Source organism: Stenotrophomonas sp. SAU14A_NAIMI4_8 (assembly GCF_003086695.1).
Classification (GTDB): Bacteria; Pseudomonadota; Gammaproteobacteria; order Xanthomonadales; family Xanthomonadaceae; genus Stenotrophomonas.
In genome coordinates this window covers 4,031,799-4,050,227 of the sequence record NZ_CP025999.1, presented here as the reverse complement: position 1 = coordinate 4,050,227, position 18,429 = coordinate 4,031,799, and the positions used below count along the sequence as shown (strand labels likewise).

The 18,429-nt window shown below is 67.5% G+C and carries 14 protein-coding genes; 7 read left to right on the top strand and 7 right to left on the bottom strand.

Features of this window, described 5'->3' with window-relative positions:
- Positions 1–52: 52 nt before the first annotated feature.
- The 4 genes from C1930_RS18205 to C1930_RS18195 form a co-directional block, all read right to left on the bottom strand.
- Positions 53–1,069 (bottom strand): cupin-like domain-containing protein, encoded by a 1,017-nt coding sequence (locus C1930_RS18205; RefSeq protein ID WP_108757350.1) that lies wholly within the window; start codon positions 1,067–1,069, stop codon positions 53–55.
- Between the two features lie 62 nt (positions 1,070–1,131).
- A complete protein-coding gene (locus C1930_RS18200) occupies positions 1,132–4,119 on the bottom strand; it encodes a TonB-dependent receptor (protein WP_108772350.1) in 2,988 nt (995 codons plus the stop codon).
- A 100-nt stretch (positions 4,120–4,219) separates the two neighbouring features.
- Positions 4,220–4,489, bottom strand: coding sequence for a hypothetical protein (locus tag C1930_RS20365; protein WP_159093634.1), 270 nt, complete (start codon positions 4,487–4,489; stop codon positions 4,220–4,222).
- Positions 4,490–4,683: 194 nt separating this feature from the next.
- Positions 4,684–5,691: a LacI family DNA-binding transcriptional regulator gene (locus C1930_RS18195; RefSeq protein ID WP_108754360.1), complete on the bottom strand. Its 1,008-nt coding sequence runs from the start codon at positions 5,689–5,691 to the stop codon at positions 4,684–4,686.
- Between the two features lie 341 nt (positions 5,692–6,032).
- On the opposite strand from C1930_RS18195, the gene C1930_RS18190 reads away from it, so the two are divergent.
- Entirely contained in the window at positions 6,033–8,564 is a 2,532-nt protein-coding gene (locus C1930_RS18190) for a glycoside hydrolase family 3 protein (protein ID WP_108772349.1), read from the top strand.
- A 138-nt stretch (positions 8,565–8,702) separates the two neighbouring features.
- Positions 8,703–9,770 (top strand): hypothetical protein, encoded by a 1,068-nt coding sequence (locus C1930_RS18185; protein WP_108772348.1) that lies wholly within the window; start codon positions 8,703–8,705, stop codon positions 9,768–9,770.
- A gap of 259 nt (positions 9,771–10,029) precedes the next feature.
- Here the strand turns inward: C1930_RS18185 and rho are convergent, their stop codons facing one another.
- Both rho and trxA read right to left on the bottom strand, forming a co-directional pair.
- Positions 10,030–11,781, bottom strand: coding sequence for a transcription termination factor Rho (gene rho, locus C1930_RS18180; RefSeq protein WP_108754357.1), 1,752 nt, complete (start codon positions 11,779–11,781; stop codon positions 10,030–10,032).
- A gap of 227 nt (positions 11,782–12,008) precedes the next feature.
- Positions 12,009–12,338: a thioredoxin gene (gene trxA / locus C1930_RS18175; RefSeq protein WP_025878607.1), complete on the bottom strand. Its 330-nt coding sequence runs from the start codon at positions 12,336–12,338 to the stop codon at positions 12,009–12,011.
- Positions 12,339–12,861: 523 nt separating this feature from the next.
- On the opposite strand from trxA, the gene rhlB reads away from it, so the two are divergent.
- The 5 genes from rhlB (at position 12,862) to ung (ending at position 17,904) form a co-directional block, all read left to right on the top strand.
- Complete coding sequence (gene rhlB / locus C1930_RS18165) at positions 12,862–14,583, top strand: ATP-dependent RNA helicase RhlB (RefSeq protein ID WP_108757346.1); 1,722 nt, start codon at positions 12,862–12,864, stop codon at positions 14,581–14,583.
- Between the two features lie 123 nt (positions 14,584–14,706).
- Entirely contained in the window at positions 14,707–15,393 is a 687-nt protein-coding gene (gene ftsE / locus C1930_RS18160) for a cell division ATP-binding protein FtsE (RefSeq protein WP_108751049.1), read from the top strand.
- A 3-nt stretch (positions 15,394–15,396) separates the two neighbouring features.
- Entirely contained in the window at positions 15,397–16,344 is a 948-nt protein-coding gene (gene ftsX / locus C1930_RS18155) for a permease-like cell division protein FtsX (RefSeq protein WP_108757345.1), read from the top strand.
- A gap of 7 nt (positions 16,345–16,351) precedes the next feature.
- Entirely contained in the window at positions 16,352–17,194 is an 843-nt protein-coding gene (locus tag C1930_RS18150) for a response regulator (RefSeq protein ID WP_108757344.1), read from the top strand.
- A complete protein-coding gene (ung, locus tag C1930_RS18145) occupies positions 17,191–17,904 on the top strand; it encodes a uracil-DNA glycosylase (protein WP_108772347.1) in 714 nt (237 codons plus the stop codon). The genes C1930_RS18150 and ung overlap by 4 nt, the downstream gene beginning before the upstream one ends.
- Before the next feature lie 21 nt (positions 17,905–17,925).
- Here the strand turns inward: ung and C1930_RS18140 are convergent, their stop codons facing one another.
- Positions 17,926–18,276: a helix-turn-helix transcriptional regulator gene (locus tag C1930_RS18140; RefSeq protein ID WP_234412190.1), complete on the bottom strand. Its 351-nt coding sequence runs from the start codon at positions 18,274–18,276 to the stop codon at positions 17,926–17,928.
- Between the last annotated feature and the right edge of the window lie 153 nt (positions 18,277–18,429).

The window sequence follows — 18,429 nt, the reverse complement described above, 5'->3', positions numbered from 1 at the left end:
CGCCATTATGGGCACATTCGCGCGCGGCGGGGTTAACTCCGGTGCCCCGGTGTCATCGTTGCAGGCGGCGCCGCAGCGTATCGCGCACGCGTTCGGCACCGGCCGCCTCCAGCGGTGCAAGCACGCCACGCGCGTCCTGCGGCACATGCGCGGCCGTATGTTCGCCCGCCTCGAACACATAGTGGTCGAGCATCGTGCGCCAGTGTGCGCGTTGTTCCGGCGGCAGGTCGCGCAGTGCAAGGATGGCCAGCATCAGCGCGTTCATCGGTGAATCCATCCACGCCGGTACCGGCCGCCACCAGCTGTTGACCAGCACGTTGAACGCTTCCAGCCCTTCCATGTGGTGCCACCACAACGACGGAATGAACACCGCATCGCCGGGCGCCAGCTCGGCCACCTGGGCCTGCGCCCACGCCTGCGCGAAGCGCGGGAAGCGCTGCAGGTCCGGTGCGTGGAAATCGACCAGGCTGATCGCCTGCCCGGCTGGGGTGAAGTCCAGCGGGCCCACGTACAGGTTGTCGATCTGCTCCGGTGCGAACAGGGTGACGCGGCGGCGGCCGGCCGCCACGCAGGCCAGATTGTCCGGCACGTCCTGGTGGGCAGCGATGCGCGAGCGGTTGCCGATCCAGATGCTGGCCAGCGGGTCGGCCACGCCGAGGTGCAGCGGATTGGCCTGGCTGAAACCGGGCAGGAAGCTGTCCAGCGTGGTCGACGCCACATAGATGGACGGCGGCGCGGGATCACTGGCGTACTTCAGCAACGTGGCCAGCACCACCTTCAGCGGAATCTGTTCGCGGCGGAAATTGAAGCCGCTCATGTCTTCGTTGTAGAACAACCGGCCGCGGGTCTCGGGCGCGGCGGTGGTCGCCGTTACCGGCATCTGCCCATGGTCGAAGCTGGCCAGGTGGGCCACCGCTTCGGCCGCGGACCGGCGCGCTGCGGCCACCAGTGGCCAGTGCGCCACCAGTCCACGGATCACCTTCGGCGTCGTCCAGGTGGACAGCTGCACGTGCAGCTGCGCCGGGTCCAGGCCGTGGATCTCTTCGATGGGGCGGGGCGGTGAAGGCATGCGCGGGTATCCGGGGCAGTGTGGAGCCGGGCCTGGGCTCGGCTCCACACTACTGCAGCCGATCAGAACTTGTAACGCACGCCGAACATGTAGCGCGGGCCGGTCTGGGTGGCGTAGCGCAGCATGTTGGTGTGGCGCGAATAGGTGCGCATGGTCTCGTCGGTCAGGTTGATCGCTTCCAGGCTCAGGCTCAGCTGCTCGCTTACCGCGTAGCTGATGTTCAGATCGAGCTGGCCGTAGGCGGCGGTGTAGTTCGGGTTCGGGCCCTGGCCGCCGATGCCGTTGAGGAATTTGTCGCGCCAGTTGTAAGCCGCGCGGACCTGCCAGGCGTTCTTGTCGTAGAACGCAACCACGTTGGCCGAGTCGCTCAGGCCGATCATCGGGTACTGGTCACCCAGGCTGAGGTTGTTGAAGGTCAGCCCGGACTTCACCTTGGTGTAGTTGGCGGCCACGCCGAAACCGGACTGGCCGAACAGGTGCTGCACCGCCACTTCCCAGCCATCGAGGTGGTCCGAATGCTGGTTGGCCGGCACGGTGATGTCGAAGCCGGCGATCGGGTCGGTCGGCAGGCCTTCGATGGTGCCGGTCAGCTGGCCGGCCGAATTGACCCCGGTGAAGTTCACGCCCGGGTCGCCGGCGTGGTTGGTGAAGATGTAATCGCGGATGCACGGCATGTCGGTGCCGCCGCACGAGGCCAGCGCTTCGTTCCAGTACGCACCACCGACCGGCGTGTGCAGGCTGCCGGCGTTCTCGCGCACCACGGTGTCGCTGATGAAGTTCTTGATGTTCTTGCGGAAGAAGCCGGCCGAGGCGTAGCTGCCTTCGCCGTAATACCACTCCAGCGACAGATCGAAGTTGTCCGAGATCAGCGGTTCCAGCCCCGGGTTGCCGCGGCTGCCGCTGCCGCCCTGGGTGCGTACGATGTCGGCCAGTGACTGGCCGCTCTGGATCTGCGTCCAGCTCGGCCGGCCCAGCGTGCGGCTGTAGCTGCCGCGCAGTGCCAGCGTCTCGCTCAGATCCAGCTTCAGGTCGACATTGGGCAGCACGTAGTCGTACTTGCCGCGGCCGCCGACGAAGCTGCTTTCCGGTGCGTAGACGATGTTCAGTTCATTGGCCGAGCCCCAGCTGATGCCCGTGGGCACCCGCACCATCGCGCTGGATTCCACCTCGGTCTGTTCGTAGCGCACGCCGGCCGCCACGTGCAGCGGCATCGACCAGTCGAAGGTGGTGCGGTACTGCAGGAAGGCGCTGCGGGTCTTTTCGGTGGTGCGGATGTCTTCGGAGTACTCGGTGGGCGCGTAGTAGCAGGTCGGGCAGGCCGGATCGGCGTCGGTGCCGACCTGCGCGGCGCGGTCGATCAGGCGGTCGAAGTCGAACACCAGGAACTGGCCGGTCAGGCGCGGATCGCTGTGCCCGGAGAAGGCCTTGAAGTACTTGGCCATGTTGTCCGCATACCAGATGTCATCGGCATAGTCGGACGGCGAACCCAGGCCGCCCCAGGTATTGCGCTGCATGATGGCCGAGGCCGAGCGGTTTTCCACCTGGGTGTGGCCGATGCCGAAGTCCAGTGCCGAGTAGTCGGCGAAGCGGAACGTGCCGCGACCCTGGTACTGCTGCACCTTGGATTTGTTGTAGCTGTTCTGGAACACCGAGCCGGTGACCAGCGCATCGGACGCCTGTACGCCACCCGGCGGCAGGGCGATGTTGATGATCGGCAGGTCACCGCTGTAGTCGACGGTGGTCTTGCCGCGTACGAAGGCGGCCACGCCGAGCACGCCGGCCGAGCCGTAGGGGCTGTCCGGCTGCGATTCGGCCTGGGAATTGTGTGCGTCGAAAGACAGATCCAGCGCGTCGTTCACTTCCCAGTCCACGTTGAAGCCGAGCGAGTGCATGTCGGTCTTGGTCGCCAGCCGCGCACCGCCCATCGACACGTCCGAGTTGGTCATGTCCTCGCTGTAGATGATCGGCGCCGCCACCGGGCCATTGGTCCAGGTGCTGTCGCCCGGGCCGTAGTTGAACCACACCGACAGCTCGCTGCGCTGCTGCTGCACCTTGTTCTCGACATAGGTGTAGTCCAGCGTGGTCGTGACATTGTCGGCCGGCTTCCACTGGAAGGTGGCCTGCGCGTTGGTGCGCTGGCGCTGCACGCCGTTGACGTTGTAGGCGGTGTTCTGCGGCCGCCCATACACATCGTTCGGGCCCGGCCGGTTGGTGATGCGGTCCGAGTAGCCCTGTCCCGGCAGCGGCAAGGCACGCCAGTCGGTGGTGTTGTTGCCGTAGAACGTGGCCCAACCCTCGGCCACGGTGGCCTGGTTGAAGCCGGAATCACGCTCCTGGTGGCTGGCACTGAGCGACACGCCGAAGCGGTCGTCGGCATAGCGCTGGCTGAAGATGCCCGACAGTTCGCCGGTCACGTTGGAACCCTGCAGCGTGCGCGGCAGGTTGTCGTTGGACGAATCGTTGACCGCCTTCAGGCCGAGGCTGATCACCGGCTCTGATTCGAGCGGGCGCAGTGTCTTGATGTTGATGGTGGCACCGATGCCGCCGGCCGGATTGTCGGCGCGACTGGTCTTGTAGACCTCCACCGCCGAAATCGACTCCGAGGCGAGATTGGCGAAGTCGAACGAGCGCGACCCGTTCAGGCCACCACCGCCGTTGCCGAGATTGGACGCCGGCATCTGCCGGCCGTTCAACAGCACCAGGTTGTAGTCGGGGCCGATGCCGCGCACGGTCACCTTCGAGCCTTCGCCACTGGACGTGCGGTCGATCGAGACACCGCTGATGCGCTGCAGTGATTCGGCCAGATTGGTATCGGGGAACTTGCCGATGTCCTCGGCAACGATGCCATCGACCACGCCCTGGCTGTCGCGCTTGAGGTTCATGGAAGACTGCAGGCTGCCGCGGATACCGGTGACCTGCACCGTATCGAGCGTGGCCGGGTCGGGAGCTTCGCCGGCAGGTGCATCCTGCGCCCAGGCCGGTGCAGCGAGCGCTGCCAGCAGCGCGGAAGTGAGCATCGTCTTGCGAGGTACTGCCTTGTACGTCTTCATGGAAGCTCCCTCCCCAGGGAATTCGGTGGTGTCGTTGCGGCGTCTTCTCGATGGCGGGTTACTGCACGTGGCCGGATTGGAGCGACGGTTGACAGCGTTGTCAACAAACTGCCATCAAGTGCGCCTCAGCAACGTGCGCGCAGGTCGCGATGTAACCGTTGCCATGAAAGTGCTCACGCGGATGAATTGCCTTTGGTTGCAGCATTTGCAGCGGTTTTTCAGCCATGACAGCGCTGCCAATGGATCGGTGGAATCGTGTTGTGCGGTGCAGAACGGAACTGCGCGGATGCAGGTGCAGCGAGCTGGGGGCGAGGGTGTTGGTGCGATTGACAGCGCTGGACAAACGCAATGCCCGGAGGATGTCGTGCATGTCCTCTGGATGGCTTGAATCGATGACCGGGAGGACAGGTTCTGGACATGGCAACGACGATGCACGGACAACGCATGCAGCGCAGTGTCCGCATGCAGGCCTGTCATCGCGCACGGCGAAGCGGCCGCCGCGCGCGTGCACGCACGTGTGTGGGAACCGGCAACGGACGCGCAGGTCCGCTGCGGCAGGGGGCGTCAGCGTCGGCGCGGTGCGGCGGTCGATTCGCGGTCCAGCACCGCGTGTTCGACCGTGATCATGCGTCCGGCCGTCTCGGTGCGGATGTGCTCGATCAGCTGCTCGGTGGCCAGCCGGCCCATGTGCGCGGTCGGCTGGCGCACGGTGGTCAACGCCGGGTAGATGTGGCCCGCGATGGGCGTGTCGTCGAAGCCACACACCGACAGGTCGCGCGGCACGCGCAGGCCACGCTCGCCCGCCACGCGGTACACCGCGGCGGCCATGTCGTCGTTGGCGGCGAAGATCGCTGTCGGCGGGTCATCCAGGTCAAGCAGGAGGTTGGCCGCGTCCACGCCGGACTCGAAAGAGAACTGGCCGCTGACCACCAGTGCCGGGTCGTAGGCGATGCCTGCGTCGCGCAGCGCTTGGCGGTAACCGGCATGGCGCCACTGGCAGGCACCGTGCGCGCGCGGGCCCTTGATGTGGCCGATGCGGCGATGGCCCTGCGCGACCAGGTGGCCGATCAGTTCGACCACGGCGGTGGTTTCATCCATGCGCACGCCGATGCGGCCTTCCGGGTGGCGTGGCGCGATGCAGGCGAAGGGGATGTCCTGCTCTTCCAGGTAGGACAGCACCACCTCATCGTCGGTCAGTGGCGGGATCAGCACCACGCCATCCGGGCGCGAGTTCTCGAACAGCGCGGCCAGGTCGGGCAGGGTGCGGCGGCCGATGCCGACCGGGCCCAGGATCAGGTTGTAGTGCTGGGCATGACACGCTTCCAGCATGCCGCTCTGGATTTCCATCAGGTAGTTGCGCGACGGATTGTTGTAGACCAGCGCCAGTGCATACGAGCGCTGGCCGGCCAGGCTGCGCGCCGACAGGTTCGGCTTGTAGCCCAGCCGCGCCACCGCCGCCAGCACGCGTTCACGGGTCTGCTCGCGCACGTTCGGCTCATGGTTGAGCACGCGGGACACGGTCTTGATCGACACTCCGGCAACGGCGGCGACATCCTCGATTCGACTGCGCATGGTGCGATGGTTCCTCCTGGAAGGCGGCGGGCACGCGGCGATGGTAGTGCGTGCCGACCCGGTCGATGTTGCCGAAGCAGGCGGATGTTGCCACGACATGAGGGGCGCTGGCACCTCCCGATTTCGTGTCGCGATGCAGCACCCGCGCAGGCCGCCAGCATGCGATGGGCGCGCCGGAGCCCGCTGTTGCGGTACACGCGCCCGGTTGCACACGAACAACGATTGACAGCCGCGGGGACGCCTTATATGACAGCGCTGTCAGGAGCGGTGCGCAGGCGCCCACGCCGACGTGTTGCCGCAGCCGAACACGCCAGGAACTTCATCCACGGAGGTAGAGCCCAGTGAATCGCCCCACCCAGACCCTTCTTGCCAGCTGCCTGCTGGCCGCCCTTGCCGCGCCCGTGGGTGCCGCACCGGCCAGCGGCGAACGCCTGCAGGACTGGCCGCGCGTGCACAGCGCGATCGCCACCGATGCGCAGATCGAAAGCCGCGTGCAGCAGATCCTTTCGCAGATGACGCTGGCGCAGAAGATCGGGCAGATGACCCAGGCCGAGATCAAGACGATCACACCCGAGCAGGTGCGCCGCTACTACATCGGTTCGGTGCTCAACGGCGGCGGCTCGTGGCCGGGCATGGACAAGCACGCCAGCGTGCAGGACTGGCTGAAACTGGCTGATGCCTACCACGCTGCCTCGCTGGCCACCGATGCGAAGACGCCGGTGCCCGTGATCTGGGGCACCGATGCGGTGCATGGCCACAACAACGTACTGGGCGCCACCCTGTTCCCGCACAACATCGGCCTGGGCGCGGCCGGCGATCCGGAACTGATCGAGCGTATCGGCGAAGCAACCGCGCGCTCGGTGCGCGCCACCGGCATCGGCTGGGTGTTCGCGCCCACCCTGGCGGTGGCCCACGACCCGCGCTGGGGCCGCACGTACGAAAGCTATTCGTCCGACCCGGCGGTGATCCGCAGTTTCGCCCATGCCTACGTCAAGGGCGCCCAGGGCGCGTTCAAGGATGACGGCAACGTGGTCACCACCGCCAAGCACTACCTTGGCGATGGCGCCACCGACAGCGGCCGCGACCAGGGCGAGGCGCTGGTCGACAAGGCGACGATGATCAACGTGCATGCGCAGGGCTACTACGGCGCGCTGGCCGAAGGCGCGCAGACGGTGATGGCCTCGTTCAACAGCTGGAATGATCGTGCCGCCGGCGTCGACTACGGCAAGATGCACGGCAGCAAGGCGCTGCTGACCGACGCGCTGAAGGACAAGATGGGCTTTGACGGCTTCGTCGTCTCCGATTGGAACGGCATCGCCCAGGTGCCGGGCTGCCGCAACGACAGCTGCGCGCATGCGATCAACGCCGGCATCGACATGGTGATGGTGCCCGACGACTGGAAGGCCTTCATCGACAACACCACCGCGCAGGTGCAGAAGGGCGAGATCCCGATGGCGCGCATTGACGATGCGGTGACGCGCATCCTGCGGGTGAAGCTGCGCGCCGGCCTGTTCGAGCACAAGCCGTCCGACAGCCGCTATGCCGGTGATGCCAGCGCCGTGCAGCACCGCGAACTGGCGCGCCGTGCAGTGCGCGAATCGCTGGTGCTGCTGAAGAACGAAGGCAAGGTGCTGCCGTTGCGCCGCGATGCGCGCGTGCTGGTGGTCGGCAAGGGCGCCGACAACATCGGTGACCAGTCCGGTGGCTGGTCGCTGACCTGGCAGGGTACCGAGAACAAGAACGCCGATTTCCCAAACGCCGATTCGGTGCTGGGCGCGCTGCGCGCCGAACTGGGCGCGGACAAGGTCAGCTTCAGTGCCGATGGCCAGGGCGTCGACCCGAAGTCCTTCGACGTGGTGCTGGCGGTGATCGGGGAGACGCCGTATGCGGAAACCAACGGCGACATCCTTGCCTCAGATACCGTCAGCCACAGCCGTGCCTACCCGCAGGATCTGGCCGCGCTGAAGGCGGCCGCTGCGACCGGCAAGCCGGTGGTGACGGTCTACCTGTCCGGTCGCCCGATGTACACCAACGATCTGCTCAACCTGTCCAGCGCCTTCGTCGCAGCCTGGCTGCCGGGCACCGAAGGCAAGGGCGTGGCCGACGTGCTGGTGGCCGGCAAGGGCGGCAAGCCCGCGCACGACTTCCGCGGCCGCCTCAGCTTCCCCTGGCCGGGCGTGCCCTGCCCGGCACCGATCGACCAGCCCGATGCGAAGAAGCCGTCGCTGTTCGCGCTCGGCTATGGCCTCAGCTACGCCAAGGGCGGCAAGGTCGCCCGTCTCGAAGAGGCCGACCCGGACAGTTGCGGCGAAGTGACGGTGCTGCCGATCTTCAACCGCGCCGACACGCCGCCGTTCGCGTTGCACGTAGCGGCCGCGGGCGCCACCCAGCCGCTGGGCAATGATCTCAATGCCACCCTGCGCTGGCCGACCGCCACGCCGGTGGTGCAGGTGCATACCGTGCAGGTGAACACCCAGCAGGATGCCAAGGAAGTGACCTGGCTGGCCCCGGCGCAGCTGATCGCACGCAGCACCTCGCGGCGCAACCTGGGCGCCCTGGCGCGCAGCAACGGCGCGCTGCAGTTCGACGTGCAGCTGGTGAAGCGACCGGCCTCGCCGGTGAAGGTGACCATGCAGTGCGGCAGTGGCTGCGAGGGCGGGGTGGATATCGCCCCGCTGCTGGGCAAGCTCTCGCCGGGGCAGAAGCAGACGGTGACCGTGCCGCTGGCGTGCTTCGCCAAACAGGGTGTGGCATTGGGCGCGGTGGAGGCTCCGTTCGTGGTGAGCGCGGACAAGCCGTTTGCGGCGGCATTCACCCAGATCAAGTTGACCGCCAACACGGCCAACGCCGAGGGCGCGGTGGCCTGCCCGTAAGACGCGCGCCCGTGCGGGCGCACGCCGGTCCGCGCGGCAAAACGGGATGCTGTTCCGTCCGTTGATCCTGGTGCGCCGTTACACTGGCGCGCCAGGAAACGATCCGCGCATGGCGTGGATTCACACACAAGGACGATCATGCGGCGTTTGTTCCAGAGCGTGCGGCTGCTGCCGTACGCCTCCACCGTGAATGTCAGGCTTGTCGGCGAAGCGCAGGCCCTGCTGCAGCAGGTGCGCGAGGGCGCCTACGCCTCGGCTTCGGCCACCATGGCCGGGGTGCATGAAGGCGACCAGGTGAACTTCTATGCCTGTCTGGGTGAGCTGAAGGACGCCATGGCGATTGCTGCGCAGTGGCTCGCCGCCGAACCCGACTCCGCCGATGCTGCGCTGCTGCTGGCCTTCGCCGAACTGGGGGAAGCGTGGCGCGTACGCGGCGAGGACTACTATGACGACATTCCCGCTGCGCGCAGGCGCGCGTTTCCGCTGAAGTTCCAGGCCGCGCAGACGCGGTTCAAGGAACTGGCCGCGCGCATCAATCCGCCGCCGTTGGCCTTCTATGGGCTGCTGCATTGCGATGTGGTGTGTGACATCGAGCGTGATGCGCGCAGCCAGCGCTTCGCACAGGTAATGGCGATGGTCCCCTTCCACGCGCCGTCGGTGCACATGCTGGCCAAGGCCAGCATGGGCAAATGGGACGGCAGCGATGAGCAGATGTGGGCGTACCTGCGCTGGATCAGTGAGCACGCACCGCGTGGCCGTGATGCGCATGCGGTGATCGCCTGGCACGTGGTGGAATGGGCCGAGACGTGGGTGGACGAGTGCAATGCACCGCTGGAAATCGTCGGCGTGGTGCGCGCGGGCAGGGTGCCCGGGCTGGCGGATCTGGTGCGCAAGGCGCTGCTGGACTGGCTGGACGTGCACCCCGCCGGGCTGGCACACGCACTGGCCGGGCGTACGTCCCTGCGCGAACGCCGTCACCTGAGCCAGTTCGCATTGGCGCTGTACTTCAGCGGTGCGTGGGAAGAAGCGCGCGTGGTGATGCAGGCGCAGGGCGGCAAGGTGCCGGTGGAGCCGTGGTGCTACCTGGCCTACCGCGGCAGCAGCATCCTCAGTGAAATGCTGGGCGGCACGTTGCGCTGCGCCGGCCTGGCCCACGACCGCATCTGCCGTGACCTCGGCCTGGACCCGCGGCAGGTCTGCGCGTAAACCCAAGCCGCCGGGCATGGCCCGGCGCTACCGGGGGGGATGCATCCGCCGGGCTTGGCCCGGCGCTACCGGGGGGTGATGCATCCGCCGGGCATGGCCCGGCGCTACCGGGGGGGATGCATCCGCCGGGCTTGGCCCGGCGCTACCGGGGGGTGATGCATCCGCCGGGCATGGCCCGGCGCTACCGGTAGATGCACGCCATGCGTGGATGGGGCCGTCCCGGAAGCAAAAAAAAGCCCCGCACTGCGGGGCTTCTTTCTTATCGCTTCATGGAACCGAAGAACTCGTCGTTGGACTTGGTGTTCTTCATCTTGTCCAGCAGGAATTCCATCGCGGCCATTTCATCCATCGGATGCAGCAGCTTGCGCAGGATCCAGATCTTCTGCAGCAGTTCCGGTTCGATCAGCAGGTCTTCGCGGCGGGTGCCCGAACGGTTGATGTCGATGGCCGGGAACACACGCTTTTCAGCGATGCGACGGCTCAGGTGCACTTCGCTGTTGCCGGTGCCCTTGAACTCTTCGTAGATCACCTCGTCCATCTTCGAGCCGGTGTCGACCAGCGCGGTGGCGATGATGGTCAGGCTGCCGCCTTCTTCCACGTTGCGCGCAGCACCGAAGAAGCGCTTCGGGCGGTGCAGGGCGTTGGCGTCCACACCACCGGTCAGCACCTTGCCCGAGCTCGGCACCACGTTGTTGTAGGCACGTGCCAGGCGGGTGATCGAGTCCAGCAGGATCACCACGTCCTTCTTGTGTTCGACCAGGCGCTTGGCGCGCTCGATCACCATTTCGGCTACCTGCACGTGGCGTGCGGCCGGTTCGTCGAAGGTCGAGCTGATGACTTCGCCGCGCACGGTGCGCTGCATTTCGGTCACTTCTTCCGGGCGCTCGTCGATCAGCAGCACGATCAGGTGCACGTCCGGGTGGTTGGTGGTGATGGCCGTGGCCACCTGCTGCATCATCATCGTCTTACCGGCCTTCGGCTGGGACACGATGAGCGAACGCTGGCCCTTGCCCTGCGGCGCCATCAGGTCGAGGATGCGGCCGGTGATGTCTTCCGACGAACCGTTGCCGCGCTCCAGGGTGAAGCGGCGACGCGGGAACAGCGGGGTCAGGTTCTCGAACAGCACCTTGTTCTTCGACGCTTCGATCGGCTCACCATTGATGGTGTCGACGATGTTCAGTGCGAAGTAGCGCTCGCCGTCCTTCGGGAAGCGGATGCGGCCGGAGATGTGGTCGCCGGTGCGCAGGTTGAAGCGGCGGATCTGGCTGGGCGAGATGTAGGTATCGTCCGGGCCGGCCAGGTAGCTGGCTTCGGCCGCGCGCAGGAAGCCGAAGCCGTCCGGCAGGATTTCCAGCACGCCGTCGGCGGCGACGCCGTCACCGTGGCGGGTCAGCACCTTCAGCAGGGCGAAGATCACGTCCTGCTTGCGGGCGCGGGCGACGCCTTCGGAGATCTGCAGCTGCTCGGCGATTTCCAGCAGCTTCTGCGCCGGCATGCGCTTGAGGTCGCTCAGCGAATAGACCGGGAAACCTTCCGGCACGTTGGCGTGCGGGCGCGGCACGAAGGGCTGCTGCTCGCCGCCGTCCTGCGGCATGCCGTCATCGCGGCCACCGCGGTTGCGGTCACGGTCGCGACGGTTGCGGAAGCGGTCGCGGCGGTTGCCCTGGCCCTGCTGGCCGTTCTGGTTGTACGGGTTGTTGTTCTGGCCCTGGTTCTGGCCGCCACCCTGACCACCCTGGTGGTTCTGCTGGCGCGGCTGGCCGGATTCGCGGCCTTCGCCGGCGTCACCGCCGCCGGAGGCGGGGGCTTCAGCGGCGGGCGCGCTCGGCGCGGGGGCGGCTGCGGCCGGTGCCGGCGCTTCGGGCGCGGCTGCCAGCGGCAGGGTCGGCTGCGCGGGGGCAGCGCTGGTTTCGGCGGCTGCCGGAGCGGCGGCCTTGCTCACGCGGGGCTTGCGCACGCGCTTTTCGGCGGGCGCATCGGCGCTGCCGGTTTCGGAAGTGTGATCGGACAAGAGCGTTATTCCTCGCTTGAAGGTGCGAGCGCCCGGCTGGGGCGGCGAACGTTGGGAATGGGTCTGGAAGAAACTGCGTCCAGAGGGTGCGGCACGCGAACGCGGCCGGATATGCCGACACTATCATCGGCCCGCGGCGCCTTGCAAGGGTCACCGGGAATGGCATTCATGCGGGCGCGGGGCGCCCAGCGGCAGCCGCGGTCAGCGGCTGCCGTGGAACAGCAGGATCAGGCCAGGGCCTTGTCCAGCAGGCCGGCCAGCTGGGCCTTGCCCACCGCACCGATCTGCTCGCCCACCTTTTCGCCGTCCTTGAAGACGACCAGGTAGGGAATGGAACGCACGTGGTACTTGGCGGCCAGCGCACGGTTGTTGTCGACATTGACCTTGGCGATCTTGGCGCGGCCCTGGTAGGCGTCGGCCAGTTCGTCCAGCGCCGGGGCGATCATCTTGCACGGGCCACACCACTCGGCCCAGAAATCGACCAGCACCGGTTCCTTGGAATTCAGCACTGCGCTATCGAAGTCGGCATCGCCGACGTGTACAACCTTGTCGCTCATCTTGGTTTCTCGTCTTGGATTGCACCCGGCCAGGCCGGAGGTGGGTGAACTGGGCCATGCCCGGTGGCGCGACCCTCGTCGTTGCCTCGCGGCGGTGTGCCACGGTGCGTTCGGCGGGATGCCTGGACGCTCACGGCCGGCAGTGTACCCCTATCGCAGCGCGGGGACAGAGGCTGGCTGGAACCCAGCGTATCGTGACCGTGTCCGACGACGGTATGTGTCGGATTTCACTGTCTTCCCGGGATATGGGGGCATCTGGCGGCCGGCCCAGCCCCTGTCGGCGGGGGGCGTTCAAGTGCGGTGTGGCTGGGTGAAGAGCGGGGTGCAGGGTTCGTCTCTAGGCGGGTTGAGACGGCTGCGCGGGATTGCCGGCCCGGTTGCGGTAAACTGAGGCATTGTGAGGCGTGCGGACCCGGTGGTCCCAGCCTGCCAACCCGCCGCAGGGGCCGCAGTTTGCGACGGTGCCCCTAGACGATGAAGTGCCAGCCGCCCCACGGGCCGGCGGCCATACCAAGACGGACTCATGAGCGACAAACCGCTGACCGATTTGACCTTCTCCTCCTTCGAGCTGCACCCGGCCCTGCAGGCGGGCCTTGAAGGAGCCGGATTCACCCGTTGCACCCCCATCCAGGCGCTGACCCTGCCGGTCGCGCTGCCCGGTGGCGATGTTGCCGGCCAGGCCCAGACCGGCACCGGCAAGACGCTGGCCTTCCTGGTCGCTGTCGTAAACCGCCTGCTGACGCGTCCGGCGCTGGCCGACCGCAAGCCGGAAGATCCGCGCGCACTGATCCTGGCGCCGACCCGCGAACTGGCCATCCAGATCCACAAGGATGCGGTGAAGTTCGGTTCCGACCTGGGCCTGCGTTTCGCTCTGGTCTACGGCGGCGTGGATTACGACAAGCAGCGCGAGCTGCTGCAGCAGGGCGTGGACGTGATCATCGCCACCCCGGGCCGCCTGATCGACTACGTGAAGCAGCACAAGGTGGTTTCGCTGCACGCCTGCGAAATCTGCGTGCTGGACGAAGCCGACCGCATGTTCGACCTGGGCTTCATCAAGGACATCCGCTTCCTGCTGCGCCGCATGCCCGAGCGCACCACCCGGCAGACCCTGCTGTTCAGCGCCACCCTCAGCCACCGCGTGCTGGAGCTGGCCTACGAACACATGAACGAGCCGCAGAAGCTGGTGGTCGAAGCCGAGACCATTACCGCTGCGCGCGTGCGCCAGCGCATCTACTTCCCGGCCGACGACGAGAAGATCCCGCTGCTGCTGGGCCTGCTGTCGCGCAGCGAAGGCGCGCGCACCATGGTCTTCGTCAACACCAAGGTCTTCGTCGAGCGCGTGGCGCGTTCGCTGGAAAAGGCCGGCTACCGCGTGGGCGTGCTGTCCGGTGACGTGCCGCAGAAGAAGCGTGAGAGCCTGCTCAACCGCTTCCAGAAGGGCCAGCTGGAAATCCTGGTGGCCACCGACGTGGCCGCCCGCGGCCTGCACATCGACGGCATCAAGTACGTCTACAACTACGATCTGCCGTTCGATGCCGAAGACTACGTGCACCGCATCGGCCGTACCGCGCGCCTGGGCGAAGAGGGTGATGCGATCAGCTTCGCCTGCGAGCGCTACGCGATGGGCCTGCCGGACATCGAGGCCTACATTGAGCAGAAGATTCCGTCCGAGCCGGTCACCAAGGAACTGCTGACCCCGCTGCCGCGCCCGGAACGTCCGGCCCCGGCTGCGGGCGAGGAAGGCGAGGAGAACGAGAGCGTCGGCCAGATCTTCCGTGAAGCGCGCGAAGCCCGCGCTGCCGAGGAAGAGCGTCGTGGCGGTGGCCGCAGTGGTGGCCGCTCCGGCGGTGGCCGTGGCGAGCGCCGTGACGGTGAGCGCAGTGGCGAGCGTCGCCCGCGTGGCCCGCGCAAGCCGCGCGTGGAAGGCGAGCAGACGGCCGCCGCGCCGGTCGAGGGTGCCGAGGCCGCCGTGGCCCAGGCCCCGCGTCCGCCGCGCCCGCCGCGCGCCGAAGGTGCAGTGGAAGGCGCCGCCGAGGGCGAGCGCAAGCCGCGCAAGCGCCGTCGTCGTCGCCACGGCCGTCCGGTCGAAGGCGCCGAAGGCGTGCAGACCTCGTCGGGCAACGGCGCCAACCCGGTCACCCCGGTGCAGGTGGTGGCCAAGCCGGTACGCACCGCCGCCGATACCGGTGATTCGTTCCTGACCCGCATCGGCCGCAAGATCCGCCGGATGCTGTCGGGCAACTGATCGGCACTGCCGATCAGCGGGTAGCGCCGGGCCATGCCCGGCGAGCGCAGCGGCAGATTGAAAAATCCGCCGGGCATGGCCCGGCGCTACCGATCCGTCGCGTCGGTCCTGCATAATCGGGGCATGAGTGTCCTGCGCTTTGACAATGTCAGCAAACAGTACGCCGGTGGCCACGAGGCGCTGATCGATGTCAGCTTCGAAGTGGCCCCCGGCGAGATGCTGTTCGTCACCGGCCATTCCGGGGCGGGCAAGAGCACCCTGCTGCGGCTTATCCACCTGGACGAACGGCCGAGCCGCGGCGCGGTGGTGTTCGACGATCGCAACCTGCTGAAGGTGCGCGGCGGCGATGTGCCGCGCCACCGTCGCGCGGTCGGCGCGGTCTACCAGGACCATCGCCTGCTGATGGACCGGTCCATCGCCGAGAACGTGGCCCTGCCGCTGATCCTGCGCGGCACGCGCCGCGCCGATATCGGCAAGCGCGTGCGCTCGGTGCTGGAACGCATGGGCCTGGGCCACCGCGAAAAGGCACTGCCGTCGCAGCTGTCGGCCGGTGAGCAGCAGCGCGTCGGCATTGCCCGCGCCATCGTGGGCGAACCCAAGCTGCTGGTGGCCGACGAGCCGACCGGCAACCTCGACCCGACCCTGGCCGCCGAAATCATGGCCCTGTTCGCCGAACTGCCTTCGCGCGGCACCAGCGTGCTGGTGGTCAGCCACGATCTGCCGCTGCTGCGGCGCATGCGCAAGCGCGTATTGATCCTGGACCACGGCCGGCTGGTGGATGACATCTCGCCGCAGGATCTGGCGGAGTAACCCATGGCCAAGAACGAAAACGCCGAAGCCGCCGCACCCTCGCGCCTGGGCGTGTGGATCCAGCACCACGTACACAGCGTGGTGTTCAGCCTGGGCCGTGCCTGCCGCAAGCCGTGGGCCACCCTGCTGACCGTGATGGTCATGGCGCTGGCACTGGCGCTGCCGTTGGGGTTGTCCATCGCGCTGGACAACCTGAAACAGTTCGCTGGCAGCGTGCAGCAGTCGCGCGACATCAACGTGTTCCTGAAGGCCGATGTGGACGGTCCCGGCGCACTGCGCCTGGCCGGCGAACTGCGCGACCGCCAGGACGTGGCCAACGTGGCCGTGCGCACCCCCGAACAAGGCCTGGAGGAACTGCGCCAAGCCGGCCTGGGCGAGGCGATCGACGCCCTCAACGACAACCCGCTGCCCTCGCTGCTGGTGGTGACCCCGGCGCAGGGTCAGGATGACGCGCGTCTGGCGCGCGCGCTGGAAAGCCTGCCCGGTGCCGACCTGGTGCAGCACGATGCCTTGTGGCGCAAGCGCCTGGATGCATGGCTGGCGTTCGGCGCGCGGCTGGTGCAGGTGCTGTCGGCGCTGCTGGGCGTGGGCGCCGCGCTGGTGGTGGGCAACACCGTGCGCCTGGATATCCAGGCCCGCCGCGAGGAAATCGGCGTGCTGCAGCTGCTGGGCGCCAGCGATGGCTTCATCCGCCGCCCGTTCCTGTACCTGGGCGCGTGGTACGGCCTGGGCGCCGGTGCCGTGGCACTCGCGCTGATCGGCGTGGCCGGTGCCGCATTGCGCGCACCGCTGGCCGACCTTTCGCGCAGCTACGGCAGCCCGTTCGTACTGCACGGGCTGGACCTGCTGCACGGCAGCCTCGTGCTGCTGGGCACGCTGCTGCTGGGCTGGCTGGGGGCCTGGCTGGTCACCGGCCACTTCCTGCGCCAGACCCGCCCCACCGACACCTGAGACCTGCATGCAACCGCAAGCGCTGAAGCATATTGAAGGGCCCGCGACGCGGGTGATGGTGGTCGATGGGTCCAAGCTGGTCCGCAAGCTGATTGCCGACGTGCTGCAGCGCGACCTGCCCGGCGTGGAGGTGATCGGCTGCGACAGCATTGAAGAGGCGCAGCAGGTGCTGGCGCAGGGCCCGGTGGACCTGGTCACCACCTCGCTCACCCTGCGCGATGGCGACGGCCTGGACCTGGCCCGCAAGGTGCGCGAGGCCGCCGGCCAGGCCTATGTGCCGGTGATCGTGGTGTCTGGCGACGCGCAGCAGCACCTGGAGCAGCGCCGCTTCACCGAATTCGTTACCGACTATTTCGACAAGTCGCTGGGCCACGAAGCCCTGGCGACGTTCATCCGTGGCTACGTGCAGCCGCAGACCATTCCTGGCGCCACCATTCTGTACGTGGAAGACAGCCGGGTCGTGGCCGAGGCCACCAAGCGCATGCTGGAACGGCAGCAGTTGAACGTGCTGCACGTGGTCAGTGCCGAAGAAGCCTTCACCCTGCTCACCGCCGAATCGCTGGGCCGCAGCCGCCACCGCATCGACCTGGTGCTGACCGACGTGACCCTGAAGGGGGAACTGAGCGGGCGTGACGTGGTGCAGCGCGTGCGCGTGGATTTCGGTTACGGCAAGCGCCGCCTGCCGGTGCTGGTGATGACCGGCGACGGCAATCCGCACAACCAGACCGGCCTGCTGCAGGCCGGTGCCAACGATCTGGTGCTCAAGCCGATCGAAGAACGCCTGCTGGTGACCAAGGTGCTGTTCCAGCTGCGCCTGGCCCGCTTGAACGATGGACCTGTATTGAAATGATCGACGAAGTAGTGGGAACCCCGGCTATCCAGCTGGAGCCGAGCTGGAAGCAGCGCGTGGGCGATTATCTGCTGCAGCCGCAGATGCGCGAGCTGTCCGCGTTCCTGCGCCAGCGCAAGGCCAGCGGCGTGGCGGTGTTCCCGCCGGGGCCGCAGATCTTCGCTGCGTTCGACGCCACCCCGTTCGAGCAGGTGAAGGTGGTCGTGCTGGGCCAGGATCCCTACCACGGCCAGGGCCAGGCCCATGGGCTGAGCTTCTCGGTGCAGCCCGGCGTGCCGGTGCCACCTTCGCTGCTGAACATCTACAAAGAGATCGAAGGCGACCTGGGCATTGCCCGGCCCGATCACGGCTGCCTGCTGCCGTGGGCGCAGCGTGGCGTGCTGCTGTTGAACGCGGTGCTGACGGTGGAGGAGGGCAGTGCCGGCGCCCACCAGGGCCGCGGCTGGGAAGGCTTCACCGACCACGTGGTGGACGTGCTGAACCGCGAACGCGACGGCCTGGTGTTCATGCTCTGGGGCGCGTACGCGCAGAAGAAGGGCAAGGTGATCGACACCGGCCGCCACCGCGTGCTGAAGGCGCCGCATCCCTCACCGTTGTCGGCGCACCGCGGTTTCCTCGGCTGCCGCCATTTCTCGATGGCCAACGACTACCTGCAGCACCAGGGCCAGGCGCCGATCGACTGGTCGCTGCCGCCGCGCGCCCGCCTGTAACCCGGCGGGCCCACCGCAGCGTCACACGCCCAGCATCTCGATGATGTCGTGCGCCACCTTGCGCTTGCGCGGCGGCAGCCGCCGTACCAGCGACAGGATGTTGCCCTCCAGGTCATTGCGCGCGTAATCGGCGCTGGGCGGCGCCGCCCCCAGTTCCTCATCGTCCGGCTTGCCGCAGCCGCGGCCCGTGGCCAGCCATTCAAAGCGGACCTCGGTCACCACTGCGATCCGGGCCAGATGCGACACGCTGGGATGGGTGCCGCCGCGCCGCTCCCATTGCGCCACCGCACTGCGCTTCACCCCGGTTTCCTGCGCCAGCTGTGTCTGTGAAAGTCCGGCCGCCGTGCGTGCACCGCGGATTCGATCAGCCATCGACAACATCGGTATTCCCCCTTTCCCTGTCCCTAGTTGATGGGTGGTTATCGATACTTACCGGGCAGCGATTCTTTTACGTGCCTGTACAGAATGACTGTCTGCCCTTGCCGCACCTGGGTTTCCCATCGTCTCCTCCCTGGCGACAGTGCT